The organism is Sphingomonas trueperi, assembly GCF_040545665.1.
In the GTDB taxonomy this organism is placed as follows: Bacteria; Pseudomonadota; Alphaproteobacteria; order Sphingomonadales; family Sphingomonadaceae; genus Sphingomonas; species Sphingomonas trueperi_B.
In genome coordinates this window covers 188,529-205,814 of the sequence record NZ_JBEPMH010000003.1, presented here as the reverse complement: position 1 = coordinate 205,814, position 17,286 = coordinate 188,529, and the positions used below count along the sequence as shown (strand labels likewise).

Genomic DNA, 17,286 nt, shown 5'->3' with positions numbered 1-17,286 from the left:
CGGGATGACGGTGGAGGGGAGGGGCGCTCAGCCCCGCGCGATAAACGCCCGCCAGCCGCCGAGCGCGGTGATGTCCTCCGCGCCGGTCAGCGCGCGGGGTTCGGCGACGAAGCCCTTGACCTGGCTGCCGTCGGCCAGCGTCACCGTGCCGATCGCCAGCGGCGGCGGCACTTCGGCGACGAAGCTGCCGAACGCGGCCATGTCGAGCTCGTACACTTCCAGCGCGATCGCGGCACCGTCCTCGCTATGAACCAGCGCCGGCTTGGGCGGCACGCTCTCGGCCATGGCGTAGAGCTTGTAGGTCGGCGCCGTGGTCGTGGCGGTGACGAACTTGGCCTCGCGCGAGGTCAGCTGCCAGTGGAGCGGCATGCCTTCGAGATGGGCACCTACGACCGCGAGCTTCACCGTTTCCATCCGTCCCTCCAGGTCCAGCGGCGGCGGGGATGCCGGCGCGGGGAAAAGTGCGTGCGCCGGGTCGATCAGCGCGCGATCGGTGCCCGCCGGGCCAATCAGCGTCACGCCGAAGCCGACTCCGCTGGCGTAGGTGCCGGTGGGTACCGCGATCGCCGCCATGTCGAGCAAATTCACGAAATTGGTATAGGCGCCGAGGCTCGCATTCAGCCTGATCGGCTCGGCGAGCATCTCCGCGACGCGGTAGCTGGTCGGCGCGGTGGGGAGGGCGATCAGGTCGACCTGTTGCCACATCGCCTCGGCCATGCGGGCGAGTTCGGCGAGGCGATAGGCGCCGTTGAACGCATCGACCGCGCTGTAGCCGAAGCCTTGCTCGACGATCTCGCGGACTACCGGGTGGATCGCGTCGGGGCTGTCGAGCAGCAGGCCCTGCAGTGCGGCGGTGCGCTCGGCGACCCAGGGTCCGTCGTAAAGGAGGCGCGCGGCTTCATCGAGCGGGGTAAGGTCGATTTCGACCAGCTCGGCGTCGAGGCTCGCCAGCGCCTGCCGGTAGAGAAACTCGGACTCGATGTCGCCGAACCAGCGGCATTGCTCGGCGCGGGGCACGCCGATGCGGCGGCGGGCGCGGGGCACGTCCGGCAGGGCGCGGGAGAGCGAGTCCGTCGCGTCGAAGCCAGCGGCGATGGTGTCCACCAGCGCCGCGTCCTCGGTGTTGCTCGCGAACACCGTGATGCAATCGAGCGTGCGGCAGGCGGGGACTAGGCCGGTGCTGCTCCAGCGGCCCTTGCTGGGCTTGAGGCCGACGAGATGGTTGAACGCGGCAGGCACCCGGCCCGAGCCGGCGGTGTCGGTGCCCAGCGCAAAGGCGACCAGCCCGGCGGCGACTGCCACCGCAGAGCCCGAACTGGAGCCGCCGCTCACCCAGGCGCGGTTATAGGCGTTGCGTGGAATGCCATAGGGGCTGCGCGTGCCGTTGAGGCCGGTGGCGAACTGGTCGAGATTGGCCTTGCCGACCGGGATCGCCCCCGCGGCCACCAGCTTCGCAACCACGGTCGCCGATTGCTCCGGCTGATAGGCGAAGGCCGGGCAGGCCGCGGTGGTGGCGAGGCCCGCGAGATCGATATTGTCCTTCACCGCGAAGGGCACGCCCGCCAGCGGCAGGGTCTCACCGGCAGCGACGCGAACATCCACCGCAGCGGCAGCGGACCGCAGCGCGTCGGGCTCGAACCGCGATATCCACACCGCCGGCTGGATCGCATCATAGACATCGAGCCGCGCCAGCACGTCCTCGATCACCGCGACCGCGCTGCGGGTGCCCGCCTGAACCTCGGCGGCGATGCCCGTCACCGAAAGCCGGTCGAGCGCGGTCATGCCCGCACCAATGCCAGCACCGGCGAGCCCGGCGTGACCGTCTGCCGCTCGGCGACATAGAGTGCCGCGACCGTGCCCGCTGCCGGGCTGGTCACCGGAAACTCCATCTTCATCGCCTCCAGCACGGCGATGGTCTCGCCCGCGTCGATCGGATCGCCGACTTCCTTGAGCAGCTTCCACACGCTGCCGCCGAACGGTGCCTCCACGAGTTCGGCACCCTCGGGCACCGTCACCGCTTCATCCGCGCTGTCGTCGGCACTTTCGGTGAGGCTGGCGACGCGATCGAACTCGCCCTTCAACTCCCAGTCGGCGCGCTCGGCCGCGAAGGCGGCGTTGCGCTGCTTCTCGAACGCGGCGATGGACCGCGCATTGTCGGCGAGGAATTCGCGATAGTCGGCGAGGCGGAACTCGGTTTCCTCGATCTTGATCTCGCGCCGTCCGAGCGGGAAGTCGCGTCGCCATTCGGTCAGCTCTTCATGGCTCACCGGGAAAAAGCGGATCTGGTCGAAGAAGCGCAGCAGCCAGGGCTTGCCCTCGGCAAAGGCGCCGGTCTGGCGATAGGTGTTCCACACCTGGATGGTGCGGCCGAACAGCTGGTAGCCGCCCGGACCCTCCATGCCATAGATGCACATATAGGCGCCGCCGATGCCGACCACGTTGGGCGGCGTCCAGGTGCGGGCCGGGTTGTATTTGGTGGTGACCAGCCGGTGCCGCGGGTCGATCGGGGTGGCGACCGGTGCGCCGAGATACACGTCGCCCAGACCGTAGACGAGGTAGCTGGCGTCGAAGATGATCCGGTGGACCTCCTCGGCGCTGGCCAGGCCGTTGGCGCGGCGGATGAACTCGATATTGTCCGGGCACCAGGGCGCGTCGTCGCGGACCACGCGCATGTAGCGCTGGATCGTCTCGTGGATCGCGGGGTCGTTCCAGCTGAGCGGCAGGTGGACGATGCGCGAGGGGATCACGAAATCCTCGAGATCGCCGAGTGCGTCCTCGATCTGCACCAGCCGCTCGATCAGCGCCGCCTCCTTCAGGCGGATGCCGTCGATATGCACCTGGAAGGAGCGGATGCCGGGCACGATGTCGAGAATGCCCGGCAGCGCCAGTTCGGCCAGCGCGGTGGTCGCGGCATGGACGCGGAGGCGCAGCTCCAGGTCCAGCGTGATCGGGCCATATTCGACCAGCAGGTTGCGATCGCCCTGGCGGCGGAAGAGCACGCGCGGGCGGCGGCCCTTGGCGGGCAGGTCGACCAGGATCGCGTCGCGCCCGCCGCCCTTGGCGGGGCTGGTCGCGGTGGCGGCGCGGCCCTCGATCCAGGCTTCTTCGACTGCCGCCGCGGCATCGGCCTCGTCGAGGCTGACCTGCTCGAACTGGATGCGGTCGCCCGGCGCGAGCTGGCCGACCTTCCACAGGTCCGCCGCGATCACCACAAACGGGCAGACGAAGCCGCCGAGCGAGGGACCGTCGGGTCCGAGGATGATCGGCATGTCGCCGGTGAAATCCAGCGCGCCGATCGCATAGGGATTGTCGTGGATGTTCGACGGGTGGAGCCCCGCCTCGCCGCCGTCCTTGCGGGCCCAATGCGGCTTGGGGCCGACCAGCCGCACGCCGGTGCGGTTGCTGTTGTAATGGACCTTCCACTCGGCCGAGAGGATCGTGTCGACATCCTCCGGCGCGAAGAAATCGGGGGCGCCGTGCGGGCCGTAGAGGACGCGGATCGTCCAGTCGGGGCCGAGCTGTTCCTGCGGAATCGCACGTGGGCCGGGGATCACCGCCGGCGCATGATCGGTGAGGTGCAGCGTGTCGCCGACGCGGAGCACGCGCCCGCCATGGCCGCCGAACTCGCCGAGATCGAAGGTGCTCGCGCTGCCGAGATAGCTCGGCACGTCGAGCCCGCCCGCGAACAGGATATAGCCGCGCATGCCGCCGCCGGTGACGCGGCCCAGCGCCAGAATCTGGCCCTCTGCAATCGCGATCGGCTTGTTGCGCTCGACCGGCTTGCCGTCGAGCGTCGCGGCGAAATCGGCACCCGTCAGCACGACGCGCGTCCCGGTGTTGAACTGGAGCGTCGGGCCCGTCGCGGTCATCTCCAGCCCGGGCGCGGTGCTGTCGTTGCCGAGCAGCATGTTGCCGAGGCGGAAGGCGCGCGCGTCCATCGGGCCCGAGGGCGGCACGCCGATGTCCCACAACCCGACGCGGCCGGGATAATCCTGCACGCTGGTCGCGGTGCCGGCCGAGCGGACGACGATGCTCTGCGGGCGGTGGACCACCGTTTCCAGCGAGCGGGTCGAGACGTCGCCGGTGACGAAATCCTCGCTGCGGGCCACGTCGCGCAGCCAGCGGACATTGGTCTCGATGCCGGCGAAGCGGGTATGGTCGAGCGCCGCCTGCATCGCCGCGACGGCGGACTCGCGGTCCTCGCCATGGACGATCAGCTTGGCGAGCATCGGGTCGTAGAAGGAGGAGACGGCGCTCCCCGATTCCACCCAGCTTTCGACGCGCACGCCTTCGGGGAACGCCACGTCGGTGAGCGTGCCCGAGGCGGGGCGGAAGTCGACCGCCGGATCCTCGGCATAGAGCCGCGCCTGGATCGACCAGCCCTTGGGGGCGGGCACGGGGGTGTCGAGGAAGCTGTAGTCGCCGCCCGCGCCGCGCACCATCCACTCGACCAGATCGACCCCGGTCACTTCCTCGGTGACGCCGTGCTCGACCTGGAGCCGCGTGTTCACTTCGAGGAAGAACCAGTCCTCGCGCGCAGGATCGTAGAGAAACTCGACCGTGCCGGCGGAGCGGTAGTTCGCCGCTTGGCCCAGCCGCACCGCCGCCTCGATCAGCGCCGCACGGACGCTTTCGGGGAGGTGGGGGGCGGGGGCTTCTTCCACCACCTTCTGGTTGCGGCGCTGGAGCGAACAGTCGCGCTCGCCGAGCGCCACGACGCGGCCCTGGCCGTCGCCGAAGATCTGCACTTCGACATGCCGGGCGCGCGGCACGAAGCGTTCGAGGAACAGCCCTGCATCGCCGAAATTGCCGGCACCCAGCCGCGCCACCGCGGCATAGCCGTCGCGCACCGCCTGTTCGTCGGCGCAGACGCGCATGCCGATGCCGCCGCCGCCGGCGGTCGCCTTGAGCATCACCGGATAGCCGATGCGCTCGGCGGCCTCGAGCGCGGCCTCGACGCTGTCGAGCAGGCCGGTGCCGGGGGCGAGGGGGACATTCTCCGCCTCGGCCAGCGCGCGGGCGCTGTGCTTGAGGCCGAAGGCGCGGATGCTGTCGGCGCTCGGGCCGATGAAGGCGATGCCGGCGGCCTCGCAGGCCTCGGCAAAGCCTGCGTTCTCGGAGAGGAAGCCATAGCCGGGGTGGATCGCATCCGCGCCGGTCTCCTTCGCCGCCGCCAGGATGCGGGTGACGTCGAGATAGCTTTCCGCCGCCGGTCCCGGGCCGATGCGCACCGCGATGTCGGCGAGCGCGACATGGCGCGAGGCCTCGTCGGCATCGGAGAAGACGGCGACCGAGCGGATGCCCATCTTCTTGAGCGTGCGGATGATCCGACAGGCGATCGCCCCGCGATTGGCGATCAGAACGGTGCGCACGCCGCTCATGCGGTGACGATCATGCGGACGGGGGTGGGGTTGAAGCCGTTGCAGGGATTGTTGATCTGCGGGCAATTCGAAACGACCACGGTCACATCCATTTCTGCGCGAAGGTCCACGGTCAGGCCGGGCGCCGAGATGCCGTCGACGATGCCCAGCGCACCATCTGCCTCGACCGGCACGTTCATGAAGAAATTGACGTTCGACACGATGTCGCGCTTGCCCCGGCCATCGCGGAGATTGGCTTCGAGGAAATTGTCGACACAGGCGTGCTGCGCCTTGGTATGGTGCCCGTAGCGCAGCGTGTTGGACTCGCACGAACAGGCGCCGCCGATCGTGTCGTGATACTCCACCGCGGTTGCCGTGATCGTCATCATCGGCCGGCCCTCGTTCGAGCGCAGCACGCTGCCGGTGCGCAGGAAGATGTTGGCCTGCGCCGCGATCGTGTCCTGCGCGCTGTAGCGCTCGGCATCGTCGTGGGTCGCATACAGGAGGAAATCGACCGCCTGGTTGCCTTCGAGGTCGACCACGCGGAGCGTCTCGCCGGCCTTCACGCGGTGCAGCCAGGGCGCGCGGGCGGGGACGATCTCGTCATGGATCACCCGGCCGGTAAGGCCGGCGAGCGCTACGTCCTGTTCCATCAGCGGCGGACCCAGTCTTCGGTGTTTAGGAAGGCGCGCTGCCGCTCGGGCGTCGCGTTGCGGATCGGATCGTTCTCCGCCGTCACCGGCCCGCGCCAGGCGGTGGCGCGCAAGGGGGTGACGGTCCAGGGCCGGGCATCGAGCACGTGCGGGCAGTTGGCCAGCACGACGATCAGGTCCATCTCGGCGCGCAGCACCAGCGCGCGGCCGGGCGCGAACGGCCCGAGCTGCGGTTCGGTGGTGCCGTCGGCGGCGATACGGACGCCCTTGAACAGATTGATGCACGGATGCACGTCGCGGCGCGCGAGGCCGTGCTTGGCCGCACCCAGCAGCAGCCGGTCGCGGGCATTGGGGTAGGGACCCGAATTGCTGCCGTCGCCATAACGGCGCGCGTTCGACGCGGCGTTGGACGCGCCGCAAAAGGCGTCATGCGTGCTCGCGCCATCGTACTCGATGCTGGCGAGCACGCGGCCCATGTCGGAGAGGAACAGGCTGCCCGCGCCGAGATAGGCGTTCCACTGCACCTTCACCGTATCGGCGACGTTGAGCCGCTCGGTCGGCATCGCGGCGTTGAACAGCTGGAGCGACGCACACGCATCGCCCTGCACGTCGATCAGCCGCAGCCGGGTGCCGCGCGACAGCACGCGGCTGGCATAGCCGCCGGCAGCGATCGTCTCTTCCCAGACCAGATCGTCGGCGCCAACGCCTGCGGGCAGGTCGTCCGCACGTGGCGGCAGGATCGGCATCGCCTCGACGACGGTGCCGGCCATCGCCCGCGCATGGTCGCGCGCGGCATTGGGGTCGGCGAGTATGCTCATGCCGCCTTGCTCCCTTCTGGGGCCGCTGCCTCGTCCTGCTCGTGGAGCGGGGGCAGCAGCGCGGTGGTGGTGAAGAGGCGCAATTGCTGCACGCCGCGCACCTTGCGCAGCGCGTCGCACAGGTCGCGGAGCCGGCGCGCCGGCCCCTGGACCAGCAGCACCTCGAGCGACTGATCGTCCTCTAAAAACACGTGCTGCGAGGAGATGACCTCCTTCAGATACTCCGCCTGGGTCTGCGCCAGCTGGTGGCGCACCCGGCCGAGATCGGCGCGGTAAACGAGGGTGATCGTGCCCGCGAGCATCTCCTCGGGGCGCGAGGCGGCGCTCTGCTCGGCGAGTTCGTCGCGGATCAGCTCGGCGATCAGCTGCGAGCGCGAGGGGAGCCCCCGGTCTTCCACCATTTCGTCGAGCTGGCGGAAGAGTTCGGCGGGCAGGCTCATGCTGAGCCGGGCGAGGGAGGAGGAGGGTTCCTTCACAGTGATTCCTCTTTCCCGGTTATTACTGATTCTGTCAATCGTAATACTTCCTGCTGCGCCTCGACAATCGCCTCGCGCCGCTTGCGGGTGAGGTGGAGGTCGTAGACGGCGGTCGCGCCGTAGCGGTGCGGGGCGTGCGGATCGATGCGGCGCTTGTCGAAGGTGAGCACGCGGGTGCCGAGGTTGAACGCCTCGGAAATGTCGTGGGTGACCATCAGCACGGTGAGCGCATGCTCCTTCCACAGCTTGAGGATCAGCCGGTGCATGTCCTGGCGGATGCCGGGATCGAGCGCGCCGAAGGGCTCGTCGAGCAGCAGCACGCGCGGTCGGGCGATCAGTGCCTGGGCGATGGCGAGCCGCTGCTGCATGCCGCCGGAGAGCTGGGCGGGGTAGAGGTCGAGCGCATCGCCCAGGCCCACTTCGGCGAGCATCGCGGCGGCCTCGTCGCGGGCGCGGCGGCGGGCGGCGCCGAACAGCCGGGCGGTGAGCGGCGCGCCGACGCACTCGCGCTCGAACATCACGTTGCGCAGCGCCGTCAGGTGCGGGAACACCGAATAGCGCTGGAACACCACCCCGCGATCGGGGCCGCATTCGCCGGGCAGCGGCGTGCCGTCGAGCAGGATCTTGCCGCGCGTAGGCCGCTCCTGGCCCAGCGCGAGCCGCAGGAAGCTGCTCTTGCCCGCCCCCGAGGGGCCGACGATCGAGACGAAGCTGCGCTCGGCAATGTCGAGCTCGACGCGTTCGAGCACGACCTTGTCGCCATATTCGAGCCAGACATTCTGGAAGGAGAGGAGCGCGCTCATCGGCCGGCTCCATGCGCCCAGGCAAAGGCGCGCTTGCTGAGCTGAGCCAGCGCCACGTCCATCAGGATGGCGAGGATCGAGATCCAGGCGACATACGGGATGATGATGTCCATCGACAGATAGCGCCGCACGAGGAAGATCCGGTAGCCGAGCCCCACGTCCGACGCGATCGCCTCGGCCGAGATCAGGTACACCCACGCCGGCCCCAGCGAGAGGCGGATGCCGGCGATCAGCCGCGGCAGTGCCTGGGGCAGCGCGACGCGGAGGGCCAGCTGCCAGCTGCTCGCGCCGAGCGTCTGCGCCTTGATCAGCTGTTCCTGGGGGATGGCGGTGATGTGGTCGGCAAGGTCGCGGATCAGGAAGGGGGTGACGCCGATGACGATCAGCGCGACCTTGGCGGTGTCGCCCAGCCCGAACACGATGAACAGCACCGGCAGCAGCGCGATCGGCGGGATCACCGCGATCGTCGTCACGAAGGCGCCGAAGGTGGCGCGCGCGGCGGGCAGCACGCCCAGCACCATGCCGACCAGCAGCGCCGACAGCGCGCAGATGCCGAGCGCGAGCCCCAGTCGTTCCAAGCTGGCGAGGGTATCCGCCCAGAAGAGCAGGCGGCCGCTCAGCGGATCGGCCTGGGCGAGCAGGCCGTGCATCGCCTCGACCATCGCGCCCGGCGTCGGCAGCAGCTTGTCCGACGGATTCTCGGCGTGCCGCGCCGCCGAGGCGAAGAGGTAGACGATCGCCGCCAGCAGCAGCGGCAGGCTGCCCAGCAGCCAGCCGGTGCGGCGGCGGGGTCGGATGTTCACCCAGCGCATGGAGGAGCCGGCCTCAGAGCTTGCCGGCCGCGGCCAGCTCCATATAGGTCGGGTCGAAGCGCAGCTTGACGTTGTTCGCGTCGCCGATCGTCTTACCGGGCACCGATATGCCGATCGCGTCGGCGGACTTGGCGCCCTGGCCGAACAGCCCCTTGGAGAAGCTGAAGTCGCGCACCTTGACCATGGTGGCACCGATCGCCGGCGACTTGACCGCCGCCACGGCATCCTGCGGCGTGCCGTAGAGGTGCGTGGTGGTCAGCTGCGCGTCGAACGCCTGCGGAGTCGCGCCGGCGAGCTTGGCCATCGCCGCGCGGGCAGCGGCACCGGCGGCGTCCTTCTTTTGCATCAGCTGGATCGTCTCGTACCAGATCCCGGCCAGCGCCTTGCCGAGGTTCGGGTTCGCCTTGAGCGTCGCGGTGTCGACGGCGAGCAGGTCGAGGATCTCGGCGGGCACCTGGCTCGAATCGAACACCTTGGTGGCGCCGGGCAGCTTGGCGACTTCGGTCAGCTGCGGGTTCCAGGTGACGACGGCGGTGGCGGCGGGGTTGGCGAAGGCGCCGACGATGTCCGCGTCCGAGGTGTTGACCGTCTTCACGTCCGAGAGCTGCAGCCCCACCGTGGAGAGGCCGCGCGCGAGCAGATAGTGCGAGACCGACAGCTCGACGAGATAGACGGTGCGGCCCTTGATGTCCGCCAGGCTCTTGGCGTTCTTGAGGACGATGCCGTCATTGCCGTTGGAATAATCGCCCAGGATGATCGCGCTGGTATCCTTGCCGCCCGCGGCGGGGATGGTGAGCGCGTCCATGTTGGTGACGGTCACGCCGTCGAGCTTGCCGGCGTTGAACTGGTTCACCGATTCGACGTAATCATTGACCTGGGTGAAGTGGATCTTCACGCCGTACTTGTCGGCCCATTTCTTCACGATGCCGGCCTGTTCGGCATAGGGCCAGGGCATCCAGCCGGCATAGATCGACCAGCCGATATTGAACTCGGTCCGCGCCTTGGGTGCACTGCCGCTCCCGCCGCACGACGCCGTCGCCAGAATCGCCACCGCCGCCACCGCGATCCGCGCCTTCGATACCCATTTTGCCATGATCGACCCCCATCTTCGCAGCGCGAGAAAGCGCGAATTTCAGCCGTCGGATGGTCGCAACCGATATTACGTTTGCTCAATCCAGTAATACGACTTATAGGCATGTCACATGGCATGTGTCACCCCAAATCGTGATGCTGCAATGCGTCATTCAGGCACTGGCGAGCCCTGGTTTCGGGGCGCCGCCGCCGCGCGTCCTTGCAGGCGAAGGGGCTGAACCGGCATGGCGATGGCGCGCATTCTTGGTACGATCTGCCTGGGGCTCGCGCTCGCCGTCGCCGCGACCCTTGCCCGGCTGTTCGTGAAGGCACGCGACGGCCACCGCGCGGCGGAAGAGGCGAATCGCGCCCAGACCGAGCGGCTCTGCGCCGAGATCGCCGCGCACCGCGAGACGGAAGCCGCGCTGGCCAAGGCAAAGGAAACCGCCGAGGCCGCCAATGCCGCCAAGACGCGCTACCTCGTCGCGGTCAGCCACGAGATCCGCTCGCCGCTCAACGCCATTTATGGCTATGCCCAGCTGCTCGAGCGCGGCGACTCGATCCCGCCGCGCGAGGCGGGCGGGGTGATCCGCCGCTCGGCCGAGCATCTCACCAACCTGGTCGAGGGGCTGCTCGACATCTCGCGCGTCGAGAGCGGCGTGCTGCAGGTGCGGCAGGAACTGGTGCGGCTGCCCGCGCTGCTCGACCAGGTGGTGGAGATGTTCCGCGTCCAGGCCTCGGCCAAGGGGCTGTCGCTCGACTATGTCGTCGACGGCCGGCTGCCCGCCTATGTCCGCACCGACGAGAAAAGGCTGCGGCAGATCCTGATCAACCTGTTGTCCAACGCGATCAAATATACCGACACCGGCGGCGCGACGCTGACCGTGCGCTACCGCAGCCAGAGCGCGGCGATCGAGGTACGGGACACGGGCCCCGGCATCCCGCCCGAGGATCTGGAACGCATCTTTGAGCCCTTCGAGCGCGGCCGCGAACCCGATACGGTGATGCAGCCCGGCATCGGGCTGGGCCTCGCCATCACCCGTGTGCTGGCGCGGATCCTCGGCGGCGAAGTGACGGTGACGAGCGAACTGGGGAAGGGCAGCAGCTTCCTCCTCCGCCTGCTGCTCCCGGAGCCGATCGAGGCGCCCGCGGGTGCTGCCGCCTACCGCCGCGTCACCGGCTATCAGGGGCCGCAGAAGACGATTCTGGTGATCGACGACAGCCCCGCGCAGATCACCGTGGTCAATCATCTGCTGCGCCCGCTTGGCTTTTCCGTCTTCGAGGCGAGCGGCGGCGCGGCGGGGCTCGCGCTCGCCGAACATTGTTCGCCCGATCTTGTGCTGCTCGACATCCAGATGCCGGGCACCAGCGGCTGGGACATCGCCGACCAGCTGCGTGCGCGCTTCGGCCAGGCGCTGCGCATCGTGATGGTCTCCGCCAATGCGCATGAATTCCATGCCGGGCGCGACGGCCGCCGCGCGCACGACGCCTTCCTCACCAAGCCGGTCGATCTCGATGCGCTGCTAGACATGATCGCGCGCCAGCTGGGGCTGGACTGGACCGTCGAGGATACCGAACCGGCAGCCGCGCGCCCAAGTCCACCGATGGCACTGCCCGAGTCTGCGGCACCCTATCTCGATGCGCTGCGCCGCTTTATGAAGCTCGGGCATGTGCGTGGAATCGAAACGACACTCGTGACTCTGGAGAGGGACGTCCCCGAAAGCGCCGACCTCGTCGCGCGGCTGCGGCCGCAGCTGGAGGCGTTCGACCTGCGCGGGCTGGCAAGGACGCTCGATGATGTCGGCTAGCGATCCCGGCGCCACGATCCTGGTGGTGGACGACACCCCCGAATCACTCCGCTTCCTCACCGCGACGCTGGAGCAGGCGGGGATGACCGTGCTGATCGCGGTCGACGGGCTCGCCGCGCTGGAGCTGCTGGAGCATGGCACGCCGGACCTGATCCTGATGGACGCGGTGATGCCGGGGCTCGACGGGTTCAGCACGACGCGGCGGATCAAGGGTGACGGCCGCTTCCGCCACGTGCCGGTGATCTTCATGACCGGGCTGACCGAGAGCGAGCATGTCGTGCGCGGTCTGGATGCCGGGGCGGTCGACTATGTCCACAAGCCGATCGTGGTCGACGAGCTGCTGGCGCGCGTCTCGGTGCACCTCGCCAACGCCCGGATCGCGCAGAGCAGCCAGCTCGCTCTGGATACCGCCGGTCGCCCCTCCTTCGCGGTGGACGGCGAGGGGCAGACCGGCTGGCTGACCCCGCTCGCCGCCGAGACGATCGAGCGGCTGTTCCCCGACTGGTCGCCGCGCGCGCTGGACCTGCCCGACGAACTCGCCGTGATCGTGCGGCGGCTGCAGGATCCGGCGGTGCCGCCGGGCGCGCAGGCGACGCTGCAGATCGGCGACAGCGCGCTCCAGTGCAGCTTCCTCCGCCAGACCAGCGCGCGCGAATGGCTGTTCCGCCTGACCGAGAAGCGCGAGGGCGATGCCGAACGCATCCTCGCCGAGCGCCACGGCCTCACCTCGCGCGAGGCGGAAGTGCTGGTGTGGCTGAGCCGCGGCAAGCAGAACCGCGAGATCAGCGAGATTCTCGAGATCAGCCCGCGTACCGTGAACAAGCATCTCGAGCAGATCTTCCAGAAGATGGGCGTCGAGAACCGCGCCTCGGCGACGGCGATCGCCGTGGCGACGCTCGCCGGATGAGCGCGGCGGCGGCGCGGGCGGCGCTGGAGCAGGGGGATTTCGATACGGCGGCGCGGCTCGCCTCGGCGGCGCTGCCTTCCGCCGAGGGTGCCTTCCTGCTGGGCGTGATCGCGGCGGAGCAGGGGCGGATCGGCGAGGCGATCCGGCAGATCGAGGCGGCGGTGGCGCAGGACGCGCGCGGCGAATATCGCGCGCAGCTCGCCCGGCTCTACACGCTGGTGCGGCGCGACGGCGATGCGGCGGCGCAGCTTGCCGCGGCGGAGGCGGACCCGCCTGCGGACGCGCTGTCGCGCGATACGATCGGCTGCGTCTACGCCTGTCTCGGCGACCATGAAGCGGCGCTGCCCCATTTCGAGGTGGCGGTAACGCTGGCGCCGGAGAACGACCAGTTCCTCTACAACCATGCGGCGACGCTGAGCTTTCTCGGCCGGGTCGACGATGCCGAGGCGGTGCTGGAAACGCTGCTCGCGCGCAGCCCGGACGATGCCCGCGCGCACCATCTGCTCGCCGGGCTGCGCAAGCAGGCGCCGGAGCGCAATCATATCGATCGGCTGCAAGCGGCGAAGCAGCGTGCGCGGGGGCCGGACCGGCTGCTCACCGGCTATGCGCTCGCCAAGGAGCTGGAGGATATCGGGCGCGGCGATGCGGCGCTGGCCTGCCTGCTGGAAGTGAACGCCGAGCATCGCGCCGCACTCGGCTATGATCCGGGGCGCGACGCCGCGATCGTCGATGCGGTGGCGGGGAGCTGGCCGGCCTTCGCCGCCGCACCGGTCACCGACGTACCCGCCGAGGCGCCGATCCTGATCATCGGCATGCCGCGCACCGGCACGACGCTGGTCGACCGCATCCTCGCCGCGCACCCGGCGGTGGAAAGCGTCGGCGAGCTTCAGGCCTTTCCGCTGGCGGTGAAGGCAGCGTCGGGCACGCGAAGCCGGACGGTGCTCGATCCCGAGACGCTGCATGGCGCAGCGGGCGCCGATCTCGGCGCGATCGGCCGCGACTATCTGGCGCGCGCCGCGCATCACCGGCGGCAGCCCGAGCGGCGCTTCGTCGACAAATTCCCCGGCAATTTCCATTATGCCGGCATCGCCGCGCGGGCGCTGCCCAACGCCGCCATCGTCTGCCTGCGCCGCAACCCGATGGACACGGTGCTGGCCAACTTCCGCAACCTGTTCGCGATCAGCTCGCGCTATTACGACTATAGTTACGACCTGCTCGATATCGCCGCGTACGTAGCGGGGTTCGAGCGGCTGATGGCCTTGTGGCGCACGGCGCTGCCCGGGCGCATCCTGGAGCTTCGCTACGAGGACATCGTCTCCGACCAGGAGGGCGCCACCCGCCGCCTGCTCGCGCATTGCGGGCTCGACTGGTCCGAACGCTGCCTCGATTTCCATGCGCAGGGTGGGGCGGTTTCCACCCCCAGCGCGGCGCAGGTCCGCCGCCCGATCTACCGCGACTCGGTGGCGCGGTGGCGCAAGCACGAAGCGGTGCTGGCGCCTGTCGCCGCTTATTTCGCCGAGTGCGGCATCGCCATCGACTGAGCGCCGCGTACGTCAAACGGCGCATGGTGCGCCGCGGCGGGCTCCGGCAGCGTGCCGGACATGGCTCTATTCTCCCGTCTCGCCCTCGCCGCCGCGCTGCTGACCGCATCGGCGGCGCATGCGGACGCGCGTCCGACCGCAAAGCTGGTGCGCTGCGCGGCAGGCGACTGCCTGCTGATCCGGGGGACCCGCAGTTCCGCCGCCACGACGATCACGATCAACGACCGCGTCGTTACGGCAAGCGGCGGGCGCGGCTGGAAGGTCCGCGTGCCGGTGACCGCGGTGCGCGGCTTCGCCTCGCCCTACGCCCGCACGCTCGATGTGGCGGTGGTCGATGCCGCCGGGCAGGTCGAGCGGCGGGAAACCGTCCGCCTGCCGGTAGGCCTGATGGGCCACACCACCGAGCTCGCGTCGCTGGTAGTACGTGCGCGATGATCCGTAATAATGATGGAGTCGATGGTGATAGTATGAAGAACGGCTGAAGCTGTAATACATGATTGCTGCGTTGCAAAACTTGCCGTATCGCGTGTTACGGAAGTTACGTAGCCTATCTATAGCTTTTGACCTTGCCGTTCATCGTTCCTGCGACTAGATGCGCCTCAGCCGCTCGGGTGAGGCGGTCTTGGTTGCAGGAGATTGCCATGAAGATGCTTGTCGCGGTTGCCGCCGCCCTTTCGATCAGCACCGCCGCCTTTGCCGGCACGACCGACACCGGCTTCGGCAAGCCGAGCGCGACGCTGACGCTCGCCGGGCTCGATCTCGCCACCGCCGACGGCCAGCAGCGCCTCGCCACCCGTGTCGATCAGGCTGCGCGCGCGGTGTGCGGCGAGAATCTCGCGACGATCCACCCCGAGCTCGAAGCCCGCGCCCGCCTGTGCCGCGCCGATGTTGCCGAGCAGGTCCGCAGCCAGATCGAGGCGCGCGTCGCCCAGGCGAGCAAGAGCCGCGGCGTGCAGGTCGCGTCGCTGCGCTGAGCCCGACCGCCTGAACGGCCTTTTCCCGGCCGCGCGTGTCCCGAAAGGATGCGCGCGGCCGCGTGCTTTCGGGGCCGCTACGTCATTCGGCCACCTGCGCTGGCATCCTTTGCATGGCTAGCTTCGGATCGAACCGGGGCGGCACCGCCCCGCTCGCGATCGGGACGACAGCGCATGACCAAAGGGCTCGTGAACCTCATACCGCCGGCGACCGTGGTGGCGGTCGTCTGCTTCTGGGCCTTCGCGCCCGCCGCCATCCTCGCCAATCCCTGGGCGATCGTGATCGTGTCGGCGCTGATCACCTTGTACATCCAGGGCCTGGAGTTCGTGTTCGAGCGGCACGCCGGCTGGCGGATGAACTGGCGCGAGTTCTGGACCGACCTGTTCTACGTCGTGCTCGGCGCGACCGCGATCTCCTGGGTATCCCGCACGCTGGCCGATACGCCGCTGCTCGCGCTCAAGCAGTCGCTGGGCATCGCCACACCCTGGCTGATGCAGTGGCCGTTCCTGGCGCAGGTCGCGCTGGTGGTCTTCCTGATCGAGTTCGGCCAGTACTGGATGCACCGGCTGATGCACAATTCGGCGCCCTTCTGGATGACCCATGCGCCGCACCACCACATCACCCAGCTCAACGCCGCCAAGGGCTATGTCGGCAATCCGATCGAGCTGTTCCTGATCAGCCTCAGCGTCGTCGCGCTGTTCGACCTGCCGCTGACCGCGATCTTCTGCGGGGTGAGCGTGCTGGGCGTCGTCTCGGGTTTCGCGCACGCCAATGTCCGGTCGGACCCGCCGATCTGGTACAGCTTCGTGTTCACGACGATCCGCCACCACAGTCTGCACCATTCGGTGCCCTATGAGGATACGCGCTGCAACTACGGCAACTCGCTGATCCTGCTCGATCGGATCTTCGGCACCTACAAGGAAGGCGAAGCCTCGGTCGTCGGCCAGGACGAACGGCGGCGGCTGTCGATCCGCGAGCAATGGCTGTACCCCTTCCAGCCGATCCTCGCGCGCCTGAAGCAGCGCCCGACCGCCACCACCGACGTCGCGGCGGGCTGAGCGATGGTCTGGATGCCGATGCTCGCCATGCTGCTCGCCGCCGCGCCCGCAAATGCCGACCCACAGCCGCGCGAGGAGCAAGTGCTCACGGTTCCGGGCTTCGCCGACTTCCTCGCGGTCGACGGCGACAGCGTGTGGGCGACCAACAAGGGGCGCGTCGAGCGCTGGTCGCGCGGGGGCAAGCTCGCCGAAGTGGCGATGACGCACCCGTGCGGCGCGATGGCGATCGCGGCGGGCTCGCTCTGGGTCGCCGATTGCAAGGAGGGCACGCTCAACCGCATCGACCTCAAGACCGCCAAGCTGCTGGCGGCGATCCCCACCGGCATCGCCAATCCCAAAGGTGAACTGAACGTCGTTGCGGGCGCCGGGTCGATCTGGGTGGCGAGCGACAATGCGGGCAAGGTCGCCCGGGTGGACCCGACCAACAATCGCGTCGTTGCCTCGATCGCGGTCGATCCGGGCACGCACTACCTCGCCTTCGGGTTCGACGCGGTGTGGGCGGTGAGCAGCGGCCAGCAGTCGCTCCAGCGGATCGATCCGGCCACCAACCAAGTGACCGGGCGCACCAAGCTCGGCAAGCAACCGGGCTTCCTTGCCGCCGGCGAGGGCGCGGTGTGGGTGCAGGAGCAGGGCGACGGGACGCTCGCGCGGATCGATCCCGCGACGGTGGAAGTCTCCGGCCGCGTGAAGGTCGGCGCGGACCTGCTCTACGGCGACATCGATACCGGCGGCGGCATGGTCTGGCTGCGCACCACCGCCGACCAGACCTTCGTCACCATCGATCCCAGCACGCTCGCGATCCTCGGCCGCCTCGGCAAGCCGAGCGGCAGCGGCGCGCTGCGCTTCGCCGCGAGTGGCGTATGGACCAGCGCACACGACGTCCACACGCTGTCGTGGTGGAGTCTCGGGCCGGCATCCGGCGGAACGGCGCAATAGCCCGTACCACTTGAGCAAAGAGCGCCGCGTGCCTTCCGCAGGTGCGCGGCGTTTTCGCATCCGTCCCC

General features: G+C 69.1%; 15 protein-coding genes. 7 read left to right on the top strand and 8 right to left on the bottom strand.

What is annotated here, in order from left to right; genetic code table 11:
* Positions 1–27: 27 nt before the first annotated feature.
* Genes atzF through ABIC65_RS11700 form a run of 8 tightly spaced genes read right to left on the bottom strand, consistent with a single transcriptional unit; the run spans position 28 to position 10,015 of the window.
* Positions 28–1,782, bottom strand: a complete 1,755-nt coding sequence (atzF, locus tag ABIC65_RS11735; protein ID WP_354308854.1) for an allophanate hydrolase — start codon at positions 1,780–1,782, stop codon at positions 28–30.
* Positions 1,779–5,381, bottom strand: a complete 3,603-nt coding sequence (gene uca, locus ABIC65_RS11730; protein ID WP_354308853.1) for an urea carboxylase — start codon at positions 5,379–5,381, stop codon at positions 1,779–1,781. The genes atzF and uca overlap by 4 nt, the downstream gene beginning before the upstream one ends.
* Positions 5,378–6,013 (bottom strand): urea amidolyase associated protein UAAP2, encoded by a 636-nt coding sequence (locus ABIC65_RS11725; RefSeq protein ID WP_354308852.1) that lies wholly within the window; start codon positions 6,011–6,013, stop codon positions 5,378–5,380. The genes uca and ABIC65_RS11725 overlap by 4 nt, the downstream gene beginning before the upstream one ends.
* A complete protein-coding gene (locus tag ABIC65_RS11720; protein WP_354308850.1) occupies positions 6,013–6,831 on the bottom strand; it encodes an urea amidolyase associated protein UAAP1 in 819 nt (272 codons plus the stop codon). The genes ABIC65_RS11725 and ABIC65_RS11720 overlap by 1 nt, the downstream gene beginning before the upstream one ends.
* Positions 6,828–7,271, bottom strand: a complete 444-nt coding sequence (locus ABIC65_RS11715) for a CopG family ribbon-helix-helix protein (protein ID WP_198162134.1) — start codon at positions 7,269–7,271, stop codon at positions 6,828–6,830. Before ABIC65_RS11715 ends, ABIC65_RS11720 begins: the two co-directional genes overlap by 4 nt.
* Before the next feature lie 32 nt (positions 7,272–7,303).
* Entirely contained in the window at positions 7,304–8,110 is an 807-nt protein-coding gene (locus ABIC65_RS11710; RefSeq protein ID WP_354308847.1) for an ATP-binding cassette domain-containing protein, read from the bottom strand.
* The gene (locus ABIC65_RS11705; RefSeq protein WP_010543567.1) at positions 8,107–8,922 is read right to left on the bottom strand and encodes an ABC transporter permease; all 816 of its coding nucleotides are present in this window, start codon (positions 8,920–8,922) and stop codon (positions 8,107–8,109) included. The genes ABIC65_RS11710 and ABIC65_RS11705 overlap by 4 nt, the downstream gene beginning before the upstream one ends.
* Positions 8,923–8,935: 13 nt before the next feature.
* Complete coding sequence (locus ABIC65_RS11700; protein ID WP_354308846.1) at positions 8,936–10,015, bottom strand: putative urea ABC transporter substrate-binding protein; 1,080 nt, start codon at positions 10,013–10,015, stop codon at positions 8,936–8,938.
* Positions 10,016–10,244: 229 nt separating this feature from the next.
* Between ABIC65_RS11700 and ABIC65_RS11695 the strand changes: the two genes are divergently transcribed.
* The 7 genes from ABIC65_RS11695 (at position 10,245) to ABIC65_RS11665 (ending at position 17,218) form a co-directional block, all read left to right on the top strand.
* Positions 10,245–11,801: an ATP-binding response regulator gene (locus ABIC65_RS11695; protein ID WP_354308844.1), complete on the top strand. Its 1,557-nt coding sequence runs from the start codon at positions 10,245–10,247 to the stop codon at positions 11,799–11,801.
* Complete coding sequence (locus tag ABIC65_RS11690) at positions 11,791–12,708, top strand: DNA-binding response regulator (protein WP_354309384.1); 918 nt, start codon at positions 11,791–11,793, stop codon at positions 12,706–12,708. Before ABIC65_RS11695 ends, ABIC65_RS11690 begins: the two co-directional genes overlap by 11 nt.
* Entirely contained in the window at positions 12,705–14,249 is a 1,545-nt protein-coding gene (locus tag ABIC65_RS11685) for a tetratricopeptide repeat-containing sulfotransferase family protein (protein WP_354308843.1), read from the top strand. The genes ABIC65_RS11690 and ABIC65_RS11685 overlap by 4 nt, the downstream gene beginning before the upstream one ends.
* A 60-nt stretch (positions 14,250–14,309) precedes the next feature.
* Complete coding sequence (locus ABIC65_RS11680) at positions 14,310–14,684, top strand: hypothetical protein (protein ID WP_354308842.1); 375 nt, start codon at positions 14,310–14,312, stop codon at positions 14,682–14,684.
* A 206-nt stretch (positions 14,685–14,890) separates the two neighbouring features.
* Positions 14,891–15,223 carry a UrcA family protein gene (locus tag ABIC65_RS11675; RefSeq protein WP_354308841.1) on the top strand — a complete coding sequence of 111 codons (333 nt, stop codon included), beginning with the start codon at positions 14,891–14,893 and terminating at the stop codon, positions 15,221–15,223.
* A 174-nt stretch (positions 15,224–15,397) separates the two neighbouring features.
* A complete protein-coding gene (locus ABIC65_RS11670) occupies positions 15,398–16,282 on the top strand; it encodes a sterol desaturase family protein (protein ID WP_354308840.1) in 885 nt (294 codons plus the stop codon).
* A 12-nt stretch (positions 16,283–16,294) separates the two neighbouring features.
* The gene (locus ABIC65_RS11665) at positions 16,295–17,218 is read left to right on the top strand and encodes a Vgb family protein (RefSeq protein WP_354308839.1); all 924 of its coding nucleotides are present in this window, start codon (positions 16,295–16,297) and stop codon (positions 17,216–17,218) included.
* Positions 17,219–17,286: the final 68 nt, after the last annotated feature.